Here is a 14,455-nt window from a genome sequence, read left to right as displayed (position 1 = left end):
ATCAGCGGGGCGTCCGACCCGCCTGCAATTCCCTCAGAACATAGAGCCGGATCGCGGTCGCAAGGCCGGTATCCACGCCGCGCGCCGCGTCGATTTCGGCGGCGAGCGCGTTGAGGGGCTGTCCTTTCGCGTCCGCGAGTGTCCGGAACTCCCGCCAGAACTCGTCCTCCAGCGAGACGCTGGTGCGGTGTCCGTTCAGCGTCAAGGACCGCTTGACCGGGCGGCTCACGCCTGCGGCTCCTCGCGGCGATGCGCGTCAAGGGTGTCGCGGGCCTTCTCCGCCCGCGTCTTTTCCAGAACCTTCAGCGCCTTGGTGCGCCCGAAACGTGCCGCGTTCTCATCGGCTCCCGCGCGCTTCATCGCGCGATCTCGTTCCTTGCGCGCGGCGCGAAGATTGACGATCTCGGCCATCAATCCTCCGGCCCGACCATCAGTTCCGGGCGCACGATCCGGTCGAAGGTCTCGCCGTCGACGAAGCCGAGCGCGATGGCCTCTTCACGCAGCGTCGTGCCGTTCTTGTGCGCGGTCTTGGCGACCTTGGTGGCATTGTCGTAGCCGATGGTCGGCGCCAGCGCCGTGACCAGCATCAGGCTTTCCTTCATCAGCTTGTCGATGCGGGTGATATTGGCCTCGGTGCCGACGACCATGTTGTCGGTGAAGCTGCCGGCGGCATCGCCCAGAAGCTGCATCGACTGGAGGACATTGTAGCTCATCATCGGGTTGTAGACGTTCAACTCGAAATGGCCCTGCGAGCCGGCGAAACCGACCGCCGCGTCGTTACCCATCACATGCGCGCAGACCATCGTCAGCGCCTCGGCCTGGGTCGGGTTCACCTTGCCCGGCATGATCGAAGACCCGGGCTCGTTCTCCGGCAGGATCAGTTCGCCGAGGCCCGAGCGCGGGCCGGAGCCCAGAAGTCTGAGGTCGTTCGCGATCTTGAAGAGCGAGGCGGCGACGGTCTTCAGCGCACCCGAGAACATCACCATCGCGTCATGGGCGGCAAGCGCCTCGAACTTGTTCGGCGCCGTGACGAAGGGCAGGCTGGTGATCTCGGCGATCTGCGCCGCAATCGCGGTATCCCAGCCCTTCCTGGTGTTCAGGCCCGTGCCGACCGCCGTGCCGCCCTGCGCGAGTTCGTAGATCGCGGGCAGGCACATCTCCACCCGCTTGATCCCGTTCTCGACCTGCTTGGCGTAGCCCGAGAACTCCTGGCCGAGGGTGAGCGGCGTGGCGTCCTGGGTATGGGTGCGGCCGATCTTGATGATGTCCTTGAAGGCTTCGGATTTCGCGACCAGCGCGCCGTGCAGCTTCTCCAGCCCCGGCAAAAGGACATCGCGGGCCATCATGCCGATGGCCACGTGCATGGCGGTCGGGAACGTGTCGTTCGAGGATTGCCCCATGTTGACGTGATCGTTCGGATGGACCGGCTTTTTCGAGCCCATCGCGCCGCCGAGGATCTCGATCGCGCGGTTCGAGATCACCTCGTTCGCGTTCATGTTCGACTGCGTGCCCGAGCCGGTCTGCCAGACGACGAGCGGGAAGTTGTCGTCGAACCTGCCCGCGACGACTTCCGAGGCCGCCTGAACCATCGCCTTGCCGATGGCCGGGTCAAGCTTGCCGGTCGCCATGTTGACCTCGGCCGCCGCCTGCTTGATCACCCCGAGCGCCCGGACGATCGCAACCGGCTGCTTTTCCCAGCCGATCGGAAAGTTGATGATCGAGCGCTGGGTCTGCGCGCCCCAGTACTTGTCGGCGGGAACCTCCAAGGGGCCGAAGCTGTCGGTCTCGGTGCGGGTCTTGGTCATGGAAATCATCCGTCCTTTGCTCGGGTCGCGCATTAGCTATGCGATTCCCCGATCCCGGCCAAGGATGATGTCGGTAACGGTGGCGCTAACCGTCCCGGTGCCCTACTTCCGCCACTTGTCGAGGCTGACAACCTCGGCTTCCTGCGGGGCGCTCTCCTCCACGTCCTCGTCGTCCTCTTCCTCGTCATCCTCGTCGCTGTCCTGGGTCTCGAACCGGAGGCCGAATTCGACCGAGGGATCGACGAAGGTGCGGATCGCGTCGAAGGGGATGTAGAGCGGTTCCGGCGAGTCGCCGAAGTTCAGGGTGATGGCGAAGCCTTCGTCATCGACCGTGAGCCCTTCGTACCAGTGCTGCATCACCACCGTCATTTCTTCGGGGTAGCGCTCGCGCAGCCAGTCGGCGAGTTCGGCATCGGGGTGGCGCGTGTCGAAGGTGATGAAGAAGTGATGCTCGCCCGGAAGGCCGGTGCGTTCGACCCCGCGCATCACCTCCAGAATCAGTCCGCGCATCGCGCGGTGCATGAGGTTTCCGTAGTCGATGGATTTGGACATGGGCGTGAGTTCCGGCCTGCAATTGAGGTCAGCATAAGGGATTCGGAACGGATTGAAAGAGGCGCTTGGGGTTCGATTTGCGAGACCGTCAGAAACCGGCCGGGACCACCGCGCCTGCCAGCGCCGAGAGGGCCAGAACTCCAAGAAGATTCCAGTGGCGGGCGATAAGCAGAACCCCCGCGCCAGCCGAGATCAAAAGCGGGGCCGGCCGGATCGAGGCGGGCTCGGGAAGCGTAAGGGAGAAGGGGCCCAAGCCGACCTCGGTCACGGTGGCGAAGAAGAGGTGCAGCGCGAACCAGAGCGCCAGCGTGGCGATCACGCCGACCACCGCAGCGCTCACACCCGCGAGGGCCGCGCCGAGGCGGGGCCGGCTGGCGATCCATTCGATGTAGGGCGCGAAGGCGAAGACCCAGAGGAAGCACGGCACGAAGGTGACCCAGAGCGTCAGGCCCGCCGCCGCGAGGCCCAATGCCGGGGATCCCGCGCCGGCCCCTGCCAGATAGGCGACGAATTCCGTCACGAGGATGAGGGGCCCCGGCGTCGTCTCGGCAAGGCCAAGGGCATCCATCATTTCAGGCGTGGTCAGCCAGTGGTGATCCTGCACGACGGTCTGGGTCATGTATGCCAGAACCGCGTAGGCGCCGCCGAAGGTGACGACGGCCAGTTCCGAGAAGAAGACGCCGATCCGGACGAGAAGTTCCTGGCCCAAGAGCGCGAGAACGGCGACCGGTGCCCACCAGAGGCCGAGCCCGGCGGCAAGCGTCGCGCCCAGCCGGGGGTTGTCCGGCAAGGGACGCGGTTCGGCGGCCGCCCGCGGCAGGAGGGCCGCACCGGCGGCCGCCGCCGCGATCACGATCAACGGGTAGGGCAGGCCGAAGAGGAAGATCGCCGCGAACGACCCGACGGCAATGAGCCGGGCCGCGCGCCCGTTCAGGGCGCGCCGAGACACCCGCAGCAGCGCCTCGATCACGATGGCCACGACGGCCGCCTTGACCCCGAGAAAGAGCGCCGCGACCAGCGGCACCTGCCCGAACGCGGCATAGCTCGCCGCGAGCGCAAGGATCACGGCGGCGCCCGGCAGGACGAAGAGCCCGCCCGCCAGCAACCCGCCACGCACCCCGCCAAGCCGCCACCCCGCATAGGTGGCAAGCTGCATCGCCTCCGGCCCGGGCAGGAGCATGCAGAACGAAAGCGCGCGCAGGAACTCCGCCTCGGTCAGCCAGCGCCGGGTTTCGACCAGTTCCCGGTGCATGAGCGCGATCTGCGCCGCAGGCCCGCCGAACGAGAGAAGGCCGATCCGCCCGAAGACGCGCCAAAGCGGTTCCGTCGCGCTCATGCCGTGCGCCCCGCGGGCCAGTCGTGGCCCTCTTCATGCCCGTCGCGCGCCCAGCGGTAGAGCGCGTCGTAGAGAAGAAGGCCAGCCTCGAGCTGGGCGAGATCGTCCTTGTATTGCCGCGACAGGCCGACCGAAATCGCGAGAAGCCCGGCGGCTTGCGGCGCGAGGTCGTGCCGGTCGGTATCGGCACCGCGCACAACGATAGCGAGCCGGTCGAGCGCCTCGGTGTGAAGGCCGAAATCGTCCAGGAACGCATCGAAGCTGCAGTGTTCGCCGCGATGGCTGAAACGCACGCCCTCGACGTCGAACGGCGTCGCGGAAAATCGTTCCGCGACCTCGGCGACCTCCGCCGGTGGAACGAAGAGAAACCGCGCGCCCGGATCGACGAAGCGCCGGATCAGCCACGGGCAGGCGATCCGGTCGATCTTGGGCCGGTGGCGCGTGACCCAGAGCCGCGATACCGGGATCGCCTCGGCGGGGATCATCGGCAGACCGGCCTCGGCCCAGGCGATGGCGCCGCCCGCCAATGTTTCGGCGGCGATGCCGTGGCAGCGCAGTAGAGCAGCCGCCCCATCGGAAAGCTTGCGGCCCTTTTGGCAGATGGTCACGACCTGACGGCCGTCCATCTCCCTTGCAAGGTCTTCGATGCGGTCGAAGCGATGGCGCGACGCGCCGGGGATCAGGCGAGCGTCGGCGGCGAAGTCCTCGTCGGTGCGAACGTCGACAAGGGCGGGGCAATCGGGCGTGCCGATCAGGCGCGAGAGCTGGAGCGCGGATATGGAACCGAAGCCGGGCATGGGGCATCCTTTCTTGACACGGGCGAAGGATGCGACGCTTGGGCCGTGGCCTCACGGGGCGCGGTCGCGGAGCCCCACGGAAAGAGGCTCGCACCAACGTCCGGGCGCGTCAAGGCCCAGAGCGTTTCCAGTCTGCGTTCTGGCAGAATGTGAACCTTTTCGTTCGGATTCTGATACATGCCAGATCGACCAGAACGCGCAACGCCTCAGCCGAGGGGCTTCGCTATCTCGCGCAGGATCTTTTCCCGGATCGCGCGCGGGTAATCCGACAGGCCGCGCGCGGTGATCACGAAGCCGTCCCGTGTGACGACGTAGCGACGGTAGAACTCGGTGATCGGGATCGAGCGGCCGACATCCTCGATGGCGATGGCATTGATCTCGATCCCGGCGGCCGCCGCCCCCGCGCGTTCGGGGGCGAGCGGAAAGCCCGCGTTCTGCGGCCCGTCGCCAGAGATGTCGATGACCTTGCGGCGGCAGTCGCGGACCGCGTCGAACTGCTGGACCGAGAAAGCGATGGCCTCGCCCACCGCCGTGTCAGACCCGGTATAGGCGCGCGGCAGGGCGCCGGCGCGGGCGGCGAAATCCGCCACCTCCGCCGGCGAGAGCATCCGCCGCCACGGAATCGAGAGCGTCTGCTTCGCGGTGCCCGACCATTGCACCACGCTGAGCGCGATCTGGCCCAGAACCAGCGCGTCCGCGATTTCGGGGTCGGAGAGCGCCGCGGCGATCCCGTCGACCTGGAGCCGGTATTCGCCCCGGTCGATGGACCCCGAAACGTCAACCGAGAGGAGGAGCGCGACGTCGCAGGCCCGGACGGGGACCGATGCCAGGGTCGACAGGGCAAGGCAGAGGGCGAAACCGGCCGGGGCGCATGTCATGCCCCGATGATGGCCGTGGTCCGGCGGCCGGGCAAGCGCTGACTGACGGGGGCGGCGCCAGCGCGATCAGCCGAGCCTTTCCCCCGACAGGAGGAGCATGAATGCATCTTGCGGCAGGAGACCGGCCTGCTCGAAGAAGGTGATGAAGTCGAAGGCGTTGTAAGCCTCAGCGATCTGCCCGTCCACGACCCGGACCATCACCTGGCCCGAGGCGTGGATCGGATCGACCCCGTGTGCCGTCACCGCCCGGACGGTGATCTGCGCCCAAAGCCAGTCGCCGGTCTCGACGCTGCGGTCGATGCCGATGGAGAGATCGCGGACAAGCGCCAGAAGGGCCGGCACCAGTGCGCGAAAATCCTCCATGCTGACCTGGCCGTCGGACATGAGGCCGTCGGCACCGGCGCTCGGCGCGAAATAGCGGTCGATCGCGGTCAGGTCGCCGTCGATCCAGACGGTCCGGTACCAGTCCTTCAGGAGGTCGAGCTTCGTCATCCGGGATACTCCCCCAGCCATATCCGTGCCGGACCGATCCTAGGCCGGCAATCTTGACGAAGCATGAAGGCAGGAAGTGCAGGCTTCTGTTGCCAGGTGCCTGCGAACCCCGCCTTACGCTGCTAGGCGCAAGGGCTTAGATTTCGACAGATCGAACTGCTTACGCAGCCAGAGCCATCGGAGCACGGTTGTTATTGGCAACTGTACTTTGCGGACCGATAACGGTGGTACCTCACCGGGACAAAGCAAACCCCTTTAGACGTTCGTCGATCCTGTTTCGGCCCCATGTCCCGCCAATAACGGGTGGTTGGTGGAGCCGCCGGGTACCGCCCCCGGGTCCGATCCGGTTATTACGAGCGCGTTTATGTCCATAGTCCGGAGCAGGCCCCGAACGGGTCCAATATAGGGGGGGGCCGCGGGGGCGGCAAGGGTGTGAAATGCGGCCCGTCTCGCCTCTGCATTGGAAACAGCCGACGAAAGCCAGACGCTTCCGGTCTCGCTTGAACTCTCATCCTGATGATCTGGCGCGCAATCCGTCCGATGCACCGGGAGGGCGATCCCCGTACCGCAAAGGCCACGGGCGCTCCCTTCCGAAAGGAGCGCCCGCCGCAGCCGTCAGCGCGTCTCGCTCCGCAGGCCCTTGAAGATTGCCAGGCACATCAGGAGGAGCACGAGCGTGAAGGGCAGGCCGGTCGAGATGACCATGGCTTGCAATGCGCCGAGCCCGCCGCCGATCAGGAGGACGATGGCGACCGCGCCTTCGAACGTGCACCAGAACACCCGTTGCGGCAGCGGCGCGTCGACCTTGCCGCCCGCCGTGATCGTGTCGATGACGAGCGAGCCCGAATCCGACGAGGTCACGAAGAAGACGATCACCAGAATAATCCCGATGAACGAGGTGATCGACGCGAGCGGCAGCCCCTCCAGCATGGCAAAGAGCGACAGCGGCGGGTTGTAGCTGTCGATGACCTGCGCCTTGACCGCGCTTGTCGTCGGGTCGGTCAGCACCTGGTCGATCGCCACGCCGCCGAAGGCCGCCATCCAGAGTACGCAGACGAGCGAGGGGATGATCAGAACGCAGGTGATGAATTCCCGCACCGTCCGGCCGCGCGAGACACGGGCGATGAACATGCCGACGAAGGGCGACCAGCTGATCCACCAGGCCCAGTAGAAGGCCGTCCAGCCTTGCATGTAGCCGGTATCCTCGCGCCCGAAGGGGTTCGAAAGCGGCACGATATCGGCGGCATAGGCCGCGAGACCGGCAATGAAGTCGGCGAAGATCGTTCCGGTCGGTCCGGCGATGAGAACGAAGACCAGCAGCAGTGCCGCGATTGCCATGTTGATCTCGGAGAGCACCTTCACGCCCCCGTCGAGCCCGCGCAGGACCGAGACGAGCGCTATGCCGGTGATGATGGTGATCAGCACGACCTGCACGGTGATCGTGTTCGGGATGCCGAAGATATGTTCAAGCCCGGCATTGGCCTGCTGCGCCCCGAAACCGAGCGAGGTGGCGAGCCCGAAGAGCGTGGCGAAAACCGCTAGCGTGTCGATGACGTGGCCGACCCAGCCCCAGATCGCTTCGCCGAAGATCGGGTGGAAGGCCGACCGGATCGTCAGCGGCAGCCCCTTGTTGAACGTGAAGAGCGCGAGCGCGAGCGCGACGATGGCGTAGATGGCCCACGGGTGCAGCCCCCAGTGATAGATCGTCGCGGCGAGACCCATCTTCTTCGCCGCATCGACGTTCTCCGCGATGATCGAGCCGTCCTCGGCAATTGGAGACGGCACACCGAGCGGTTCGGAGATCGCCATGTGATAGACCGGCTCGAGCACGCCGAAGAACATCAGCCCGATCCCCATCCCGGCGGCGAAGAGCATCGCGAACCAGCCGATGTAGCTGTAGTCGGGCGTCGCGTCCACGCCGCCTAGCCGCACCGCGCCCCAGGGGCTGACGATGAGGAACAGGCAGAACAGGACGAAGATGTTGGCCGCGCCGAGGAAGAACCAGTCGAAGGTCGAGGTGAGCCAGGGGCGAAGCCAGCCGAAGACGGTCGCGGCCTGCTCGGGCAGCGCCAGCGCGTAGAAGACGAAGGCGACGATCGACAGTCCCGAAATCAGGAAGACCGGGTTGTGCACGTCGAAGCCGAAGGGGCCGAGTTGGCCCTCCACGTTGTCCTGCCCGATCGTGTAATCGGTGTCGATGATGGCGGCGGCACCTTCCGGTACCGGGATCCCTGGGCTGTTGTCCTGTTCGGCCATGTGGCCTCCTTCTCCTGTCGGGAATTTCGTCGGTCCTGCGGGGTCTCAGCCGCGCAGGAGCATTACCGACGCGCACGAATGCATCGCCAGCGTTCCGCCATGCGACGCCCAGATGTAGTCGGCGACGTTCGGCATATGTGTCGCCATGACGACGAGGTCGGCGCCGAGCGTGTCGATGGTGTCGATCAGCGCCTTGTCGAGTTCAACCGTCGGGTCGTGGCTGACCACCATACGTGTATCGGCTGCGTGCCCCCGGCGTTCGGCCTCTGCCTGGCCCCAGTCGGCGAAGTGCCGGGCCGCCTCTTGAGGCGTGTGGCCGAACTCGTTCGGTTCGGAGGTGGTGACGCTGACGTAGCAGACGCTGGCCGAATAGAGCCGTGCGAGATCGGCGGCGGCCTGCAATGCCCGGCCCAGTCGCTCTATATGGCGCAGGTCCACCGGAACCATGATTTTCTTGAACACGCGGTCCTCCTTCCTCGGGTGTGACGGGCGCCGCCGTGGCGACGGCAGGGCCCGATGATCGGGGCGGTCGGACCGGAAGCGCCGGTGCGGCCGGATGGCGTAACCGGACCATGCGGCCCCCGCCGCACCGTGTCGGGACTGTTTGCGATCATACGATGTCCGTTTGCGTCATAAAAGGTCGCATTTGGATCAAGGTCGCGCGGCGCGCGTCTTCGTTTGCCGGAGCCGGACCGGGCGCTTGCCATTGCGGCCCGCGTCGCGCCGGGGCAGGGTGGCCGGGCAGATGTCAATGAGGGGTTCATGCAGCTAGATCTCGGTTTCGCTCGTCGCCAGTTTCCAGCGTTTTCGGTGCCGGAGCTCGCCGACAAGGCGTTCTTCGAGAATGCCGGCGGCTCCTATGCCTGCGGTCAGGTGATCGACCGGCTGACGCGGTTCTACCGGGAGCGGAAGGTTCAACCCTATGCGCCCTACGCGGCGGCCGAGGCGGGCGGAGCCGAAATGGACGAGGCCCGGGCGCGGCTGGCCGCGATGATGGGGGTGAAGACGCATGAATTGAGCTTCGGCCCGTCCACGACGCAAAATGCCTACGTTCTCGCGCAGGCGGTGCGCCGCTGGCTGAAACCCGGCGAGGCGATCGTTGTCACCGATCAGGATCACGAGGCGAATTCCGGACCCTGGCGGCGACTGGCGGAAGACGGGGTCGAGGTTCGGGAGTGGACGATCGACCCGGCGACCGGGCATCTCGACCCGGACAGGCTCGGGCCTTTGCTGGCGGACGGCCGGGTCCGGCTCGTCTGCTTTCCGCATTGCTCGAACGTGGTGGCCGAGATCAACCCGGTGGCCGGGATCGTGGCGATGGCCCATGCCGCCGGAGCCGCAGCCTGCGTCGACGGGGTGAGTTATGCGCCGCACGGGATACCGGATGTGGGCGCGCTCGGCGCCGACATCTATCTCTTCTCGGCCTACAAGACTTACGGGCCGCATCAGGGGATCATGGCGATCCGCGAGGAACTGGGAATGGCACTGCCCAATCAGGGTCATTGCTTCAACGGCGACACGCTTTACAAGCGCTTCACGCCCGCGGGGCCCGACCACGCGCAGGTCGCGGCCTCTGCCGGGATCGCGGATTATTTCGACGCGCTCCACGCCCATCACTTCGCCCCGGAGCCGGATGCGGCGAAGCGCGCGGCGGCGGTGCACGATCTCATGCGGGCGCAGGAGGTGGCGGTTTGCCAGCCGCTTCTCGACTACCTCGCGGCGCGTAACGATGTCCGGCTGATCGGCCCTCGCGATGCCGGGGCGCGGGCGCCGACGGTGGCGGTGGATCTCGGCCGTGCGGCGGAGCCGGTTTCGGTTGCCCTGGCGGAACACGGGATCAATTGCTGGGCGGGCGATTTCTATGCCGTCCGGCCGCTTACAGCGATGGGGATCGACCCGGCGGTCGGGGTGCTGCGGCTGTCGATGGTGCATTATACCTCGGCCGAGGACGTCGCGAGGCTGATCGGCGCGCTGGAACGGGTGCTGTGAGAGCGGTGCGCGGTCAGGGGCGCCCGCCGCGCGCCCTGGAGGTATTTTAACCACGATGACAGTTGAGGAGCACGCAGCGGTCATCCTCTGGTTCCGGCGCGACCTGCGGCTTGCGGATCATCCGGCGCTGGTGGCGGCGGTGGCGACGGGGCGGCCGGTCATCCCGGTCTTCGTCCATGACGAAACGGTCGAGACGCTCGGCGCCGCGGCGAAATGGCGGCTGGGCGAGGGCGTGGCGGCGTTCGCCCGGACGCTTGAGGTGATCGGGTCGCGGCTTGTGTTGCGGCGGGGCCCGGCCCTTGACGTGCTGCGGGCGCTGGTGGCCGAGACCGGGGCAGGTTCGGTCCACTGGACGCGCGGCTACGACCGGGATTCTGTCGCGCGCGACCGGGAGGTCAAGGCGACTCTTGGCGCGGCGGGGATCGGGGCTCGGAGCTTCCCCGGTGCCGTACTTTTCGAACCCTGGACCGTCGAGACGGGGCAGGGCCGGCCCTACAGCGTTTACACGCCGTTCTGGCGCGCGGTGCGCGGACGCGATCCGGGCGGACCGGACCGCGCACCGACGCGGCTCCCGCCACCTGGGGCCTGGCCGGGGTCAGAAAGCCTTGCGGACTGGGCGATGGGGACGGCGATGAAACGCGGGGCGGCGGTCGTCGGGCGCTTTGCCTCGGTCGGGGAGGTCGCGGCCCGGGCACGGCTCGATGCCTTTCTTCATGATAAGCTTTCCCGCTACGGGACGGATCGCGACTATCCGATGCGGGACGCCACGTCGGGCCTGTCGGAGCACCTCGCCTGGGGCGAGATATCGCCGCGTACGATTTGGCAGGCGGCGATGGCGGCCCGCGATGACGGCGTTGCGGGCGCCGAAAAGTTCCTGTCGGAGCTTGGCTGGCGCGAGTTCGCCTGGCATCTCATGTACCACGCGCCGGACATGGACCGCCGCAACTGGCGCGCGGACTGGGACAACTTTCCCTGGCGGGGCGACAACGCGGATGCGGAACGCTGGCGTCGCGGCCTGACCGGAGAACCCTTCGTCGACGCCGCCATGCGCGAGATGTTCGTCACCGGCCGGATGCATAACCGGGCGCGGATGGTCGCGGCATCCTACCTCACCAAGCACCTCTTGACCGACTGGCGGGTCGGCCTTCGCTGGTTCGCCGAGTGCCTGACCGACTGGGATCCGGCCGCGAATGCCATGGGTTGGCAGTGGGTGGCCGGGTCGGGGCCGGACGCGGCGCCGTTCTTCCGCATCTTCAATCCCGCAACCCAGGCCGAGAAGTTCGACCCCGACGGCGGGTACAGGCGTGCCTATATCGCCGAGGGACAAAAGAAGCCGCCCGAGACGGCGCGCGCCTATTTCGAGGCGACACCGTTGCACTGGCGGCTTTCGCCGAATTCCCCCTATCCGGCGCGGATGATCGACCTTGCCGTGGGCCGCAAGCGGGCGCTCGACGCCTATGCGACGCGGGATGCTGCAACCGCGAAATGACCCGCTTGCCCGAAGACGCATGGGCGGGCTACGCTCCGGTTGTAGGGGGATTGCAATGGAAATCCTGCGCAGCACCGACGGCCAGAGCGACCTGCCGCGCTACTTCGCGCAGGTCTTCCGGATTGCGGGCGGCATTCAGAACGGCCGGCTCGATTTCGTCTTGCAGGACGGCCGGCGTTTCCGGGCCGAGGGATCTGGCGCCGGTCCGGTTGGCGAGATCCGGGTTCATGACGACGACATCTTCGCGCGCCTGATCCGCGAAGGCGATCTGGGGTTCTGCGAGGCCTATCTGGAAGGCGGTTGGTCGACGCCCGACCTGCAAGCCTTCATGGACCTCGTCCACGCGGATAATGAGAGTATCTACGACGGTTTCCCGGGAATGGCCTTCGTTCGCGCCTACGAACGGATGCGTCATCTGCTCAAGTCCAATTCGCGCCGGCAGGCGAAGCGCAACATCTCTTATCACTACGACCTCGGTAACGACTTCTATGCGCTCTGGCTCGATCAGAGCATGACCTATTCCTCGGCGCTCTTCAGGACAGGACAGGAAAGCCTGGAGGCCGCGCAGAGGGAGAAATATGCCTCGCTCGTCGACCGGATGGGCGTCAAACCCGGCGATCACGTGCTCGAAATCGGCTGCGGCTGGGGCGGATTTGCCGAATATGCGGCGAAGGAGCGTGGCCTTAAAGTCACGGGCCTGACGATTTCGAAAGAGCAACTCGCCTATGCCAGGGCCAGGATCGCGCGGGCAGGGCTCTCCAGCAAGGTTGAGTTGAAGTTGCAGGACTACCGCGACGAGCAAGGAACCTACGACGGGATCGCCTCGATCGAGATGTTCGAGGCTGTGGGCGAAAAGTACTGGCCGGTCTATTTCGAGACGCTGCGCGAGCGGCTGAAGCCCGGCCGGAATGCGACGTTGCAGATCATCACCTTGCAGGAAAAACGCTTTGAGATCTACCGGAAAGGCGTTGACTTCATTCAGAAATACATCTTTCCCGGCGGCATGTTGCCATCGCCATCCGCGCTCAGGGCCGAAATCAGCCGGGCGGGCCTCGGCCTTGTCGGATCCTTCGAGTTCGGCGAGAGCTACAGCCAGACGCTCAGGCGCTGGCACGACGTTTTCAACGAGCGCTGGGACGAGGTCGCCTCGCTCGGCTTCGATACCCGTTTCCAGCGCATGTGGAATTTCTATCTGACCTCTTGCGCCGGGGCGTTTCACGGCGGAAACTGCGACGTAACGCAGATCACCGTTACGAGGCCAGCAGTCTAGTGCCCACGGCAGCCAAGCTCTTCGCCGCCTTCGCTTTCGCGGTGCTGGCCTTTTTCACGGCCGAAATCTTCAAGCCGCACATGCCCGAGGGCACGAAGTTCGGCTATTTCTCCTTTGTCTCGGCGCTGATCGGACTTGTCGCAGGCTGGCGAGTCATGGGGCCGGAAGCCGGGCACGGCAACTGGCAGGCGGTGAATTCCGGGTTGAAGACCTCTGCCGTGATGGTCGGGATGGCGTTGATCATCTTCTCCACCTACGAGATGTTCCTTCTCGCGTTCCGGCCGGCCTACAAGGGGCCGATGGAGGCGGTCGTCGGGATCTTCGAACTGGCGATCGATTTCTTTCTGACGATGATCGCCTGGGACGTGATCGCGGTTCTTGTCCTTGGCGGCGCGCTTGCCGGGCTTTTGTCCGAATGGGCGGCGCGGCGCTGGAAATAGACCCTTGACCGATTTCTTCTTCTACGGGTCGCTCTGCCACCCGCCGCTTCTGCGCGTGGTTCTGGGCCGCGAGGTTCGGGTGGTGCCGGCATGCTTGCCGGATCATTCCGTCGCCTGGGCCGCCGACGGGGCGTTCCCGATGATCGGGCAAGGGGGCGCCGGGGCGGACGGACTTTGGGTGCCCGGTCTCAGCGAGGCCGATGTCGCGCGCCTCGATTTCTACGAGGCGGGGTTCGCCTTCGTCACCCGCGAGATGACGATCGAGACAGCGGAGGGGCCGCGTCGCGCGCGGGCCTATTTCCCGGAACCCGGTCGCTGGGAGCCTGGCGCGGCGTGGTCACTATCCGACTGGGTCGCCCGCTGGGGCGAGATCGCGGTGGCGACAGCCGGCGATTTCATGCGCCAGATGGGGGTCGTGCCGGCCGAGCGGCTCTGGGCACGCTACGGCATGATGCTGATGCGCGGCGGGGCGCGGGTCCGGGCCGGGCACGAGGCGACCAGGCTGACGACCCGTCGTCGGCCCGCGCCGGACGACGTTGCCGAGACGCGGGTGCGGCAAGTCTACGCGAACTATTTCGCCGTCGAGGAGTTTGACCTTCGCTTCCGCCGCTTCGACGGCACCATGAGCCCCGAGGTCAATCGCGGCGTCTTCCTCTGCGGCGACGCGACCGTCGTGCTGCCCTATGATCCGGTCCGCGACCGGGTCCTGCTGATCGAACAGTTCCGCATGGGGCCGCATGCCCGCGGCGACCGGTGCGCCTGGCTTCTGGAGGCGCCGGCCGGTCGGGTCGATGCGGGCGAGACCCCTGAGGAGACGGCGCGGCGCGAGGCGGAGGAGGAGGCGGGGCTTGCCCTCCACGCGCTTTTGCCGGCGTCGAACCACTATCCCTCACCGGCGGCGATGGGCGAATATCTCTATACCTATATCGGCCTTGCCGATCTGCCGGACGACGCCGCCGGTCTCGGCGGTCTCCTGACCGAGGCCGAGGATATCCGCGCCCATGTCCTGCCCTTCGAGCGGCTGATGGAGATGGTCGAGACGGGCGAGGTGAATACCGGCCCGCTGATCGTGTTGGCCTACTGGCTCGACCGCAACCGGGCGCGGCTGCGCGCCGAAGCCGGGGCTTGAGGTCGGACGGCCCGCGTCCTAG

The 14,455-nt window shown here is 66.6% G+C and carries 15 protein-coding genes and 1 other RNA gene; 5 read left to right on the top strand and 11 right to left on the bottom strand.

Annotation, left to right across the window (positions count from 1 at the left end):
• Position 1: 1 nt before the first annotated feature.
• From V5734_RS12955 to V5734_RS12905, 11 genes are all read right to left on the bottom strand, one after another.
• Positions 2 to 229, bottom strand: coding sequence for a ribbon-helix-helix domain-containing protein (locus V5734_RS12955; RefSeq protein WP_347310060.1), 228 nt, complete (start codon positions 227 to 229; stop codon positions 2 to 4).
• Positions 226 to 411 (bottom strand): DUF4169 family protein, encoded by a 186-nt coding sequence (locus tag V5734_RS12950; RefSeq protein ID WP_347310059.1) that lies wholly within the window; start codon positions 409 to 411, stop codon positions 226 to 228. Before V5734_RS12950 ends, V5734_RS12955 begins: the two co-directional genes overlap by 4 nt.
• Positions 411 to 1,805, bottom strand: coding sequence for a class II fumarate hydratase (gene fumC / locus V5734_RS12945; RefSeq protein WP_347310058.1), 1,395 nt, complete (start codon positions 1,803 to 1,805; stop codon positions 411 to 413). Before fumC ends, V5734_RS12950 begins: the two co-directional genes overlap by 1 nt.
• A 102-nt stretch (positions 1,806 to 1,907) precedes the next feature.
• On the bottom strand, positions 1,908 to 2,357 hold the full coding sequence (locus V5734_RS12940; protein ID WP_347310057.1) for an SspB family protein: 450 nt from the start codon (positions 2,355 to 2,357) through the stop codon (positions 1,908 to 1,910).
• A gap of 88 nt (positions 2,358 to 2,445) precedes the next feature.
• On the bottom strand, positions 2,446 to 3,693 hold the full coding sequence (gene chrA / locus V5734_RS12935) for a chromate efflux transporter (RefSeq protein ID WP_347310056.1): 1,248 nt from the start codon (positions 3,691 to 3,693) through the stop codon (positions 2,446 to 2,448).
• The gene (locus V5734_RS12930) at positions 3,690 to 4,490 is read right to left on the bottom strand and encodes a sulfurtransferase/chromate resistance protein (RefSeq protein ID WP_347310055.1); all 801 of its coding nucleotides are present in this window, start codon (positions 4,488 to 4,490) and stop codon (positions 3,690 to 3,692) included. Before V5734_RS12930 ends, chrA begins: the two co-directional genes overlap by 4 nt.
• A gap of 206 nt (positions 4,491 to 4,696) precedes the next feature.
• Positions 4,697 to 5,368 (bottom strand): DUF1194 domain-containing protein, encoded by a 672-nt coding sequence (locus V5734_RS12925; RefSeq protein WP_347310054.1) that lies wholly within the window; start codon positions 5,366 to 5,368, stop codon positions 4,697 to 4,699.
• Positions 5,369 to 5,434: 66 nt separating this feature from the next.
• Positions 5,435 to 5,860 carry a nuclear transport factor 2 family protein gene (locus tag V5734_RS12920; RefSeq protein ID WP_347310053.1) on the bottom strand — a complete coding sequence of 142 codons (426 nt, stop codon included), beginning with the start codon at positions 5,858 to 5,860 and terminating at the stop codon, positions 5,435 to 5,437.
• 75 nt (positions 5,861 to 5,935) lie between these two features.
• Positions 5,936 to 6,292: a transfer-messenger RNA gene (gene ssrA, locus V5734_RS12915) on the bottom strand.
• Positions 6,293 to 6,475: 183 nt separating this feature from the next.
• Positions 6,476 to 8,116 (bottom strand): BCCT family transporter, encoded by a 1,641-nt coding sequence (locus tag V5734_RS12910; RefSeq protein ID WP_347310052.1) that lies wholly within the window; start codon positions 8,114 to 8,116, stop codon positions 6,476 to 6,478.
• Between the two features lie 45 nt (positions 8,117 to 8,161).
• Positions 8,162 to 8,578, bottom strand: a complete 417-nt coding sequence (locus V5734_RS12905) for a universal stress protein (protein ID WP_347310051.1) — start codon at positions 8,576 to 8,578, stop codon at positions 8,162 to 8,164.
• Between the two features lie 300 nt (positions 8,579 to 8,878).
• On the opposite strand from V5734_RS12905, the gene V5734_RS12900 reads away from it, so the two are divergent.
• The 5 genes from V5734_RS12900 to V5734_RS12880 are packed head-to-tail and all read left to right on the top strand — an operon-like array spanning position 8,879 to position 14,433.
• The gene (locus V5734_RS12900) at positions 8,879 to 10,105 is read left to right on the top strand and encodes an aminotransferase class V-fold PLP-dependent enzyme (RefSeq protein WP_347310050.1); all 1,227 of its coding nucleotides are present in this window, start codon (positions 8,879 to 8,881) and stop codon (positions 10,103 to 10,105) included.
• 55 nt (positions 10,106 to 10,160) lie between these two features.
• Complete coding sequence (locus tag V5734_RS12895; RefSeq protein WP_347310049.1) at positions 10,161 to 11,594, top strand: cryptochrome/photolyase family protein; 1,434 nt, start codon at positions 10,161 to 10,163, stop codon at positions 11,592 to 11,594.
• Between the two features lie 55 nt (positions 11,595 to 11,649).
• Complete coding sequence (locus tag V5734_RS12890; protein WP_347310048.1) at positions 11,650 to 12,864, top strand: cyclopropane-fatty-acyl-phospholipid synthase family protein; 1,215 nt, start codon at positions 11,650 to 11,652, stop codon at positions 12,862 to 12,864.
• A complete protein-coding gene (locus tag V5734_RS12885) occupies positions 12,864 to 13,304 on the top strand; it encodes a TrgA family protein (RefSeq protein WP_347310047.1) in 441 nt (146 codons plus the stop codon). The genes V5734_RS12890 and V5734_RS12885 overlap by 1 nt, the downstream gene beginning before the upstream one ends.
• 4 nt (positions 13,305 to 13,308) lie before the next feature.
• Complete coding sequence (locus V5734_RS12880; RefSeq protein ID WP_347310046.1) at positions 13,309 to 14,433, top strand: NUDIX domain-containing protein; 1,125 nt, start codon at positions 13,309 to 13,311, stop codon at positions 14,431 to 14,433.
• The last annotated feature ends 22 nt before the right edge of the window (positions 14,434 to 14,455 follow it).

The sequence above is a fragment of the Defluviimonas sp. SAOS-178_SWC genome, from assembly GCF_039830135.1.
In the GTDB taxonomy this organism is placed as follows: domain Bacteria; phylum Pseudomonadota; class Alphaproteobacteria; order Rhodobacterales; family Rhodobacteraceae; genus Albidovulum.
This window is presented reverse-complemented; position numbering and strand designations above follow the sequence as displayed.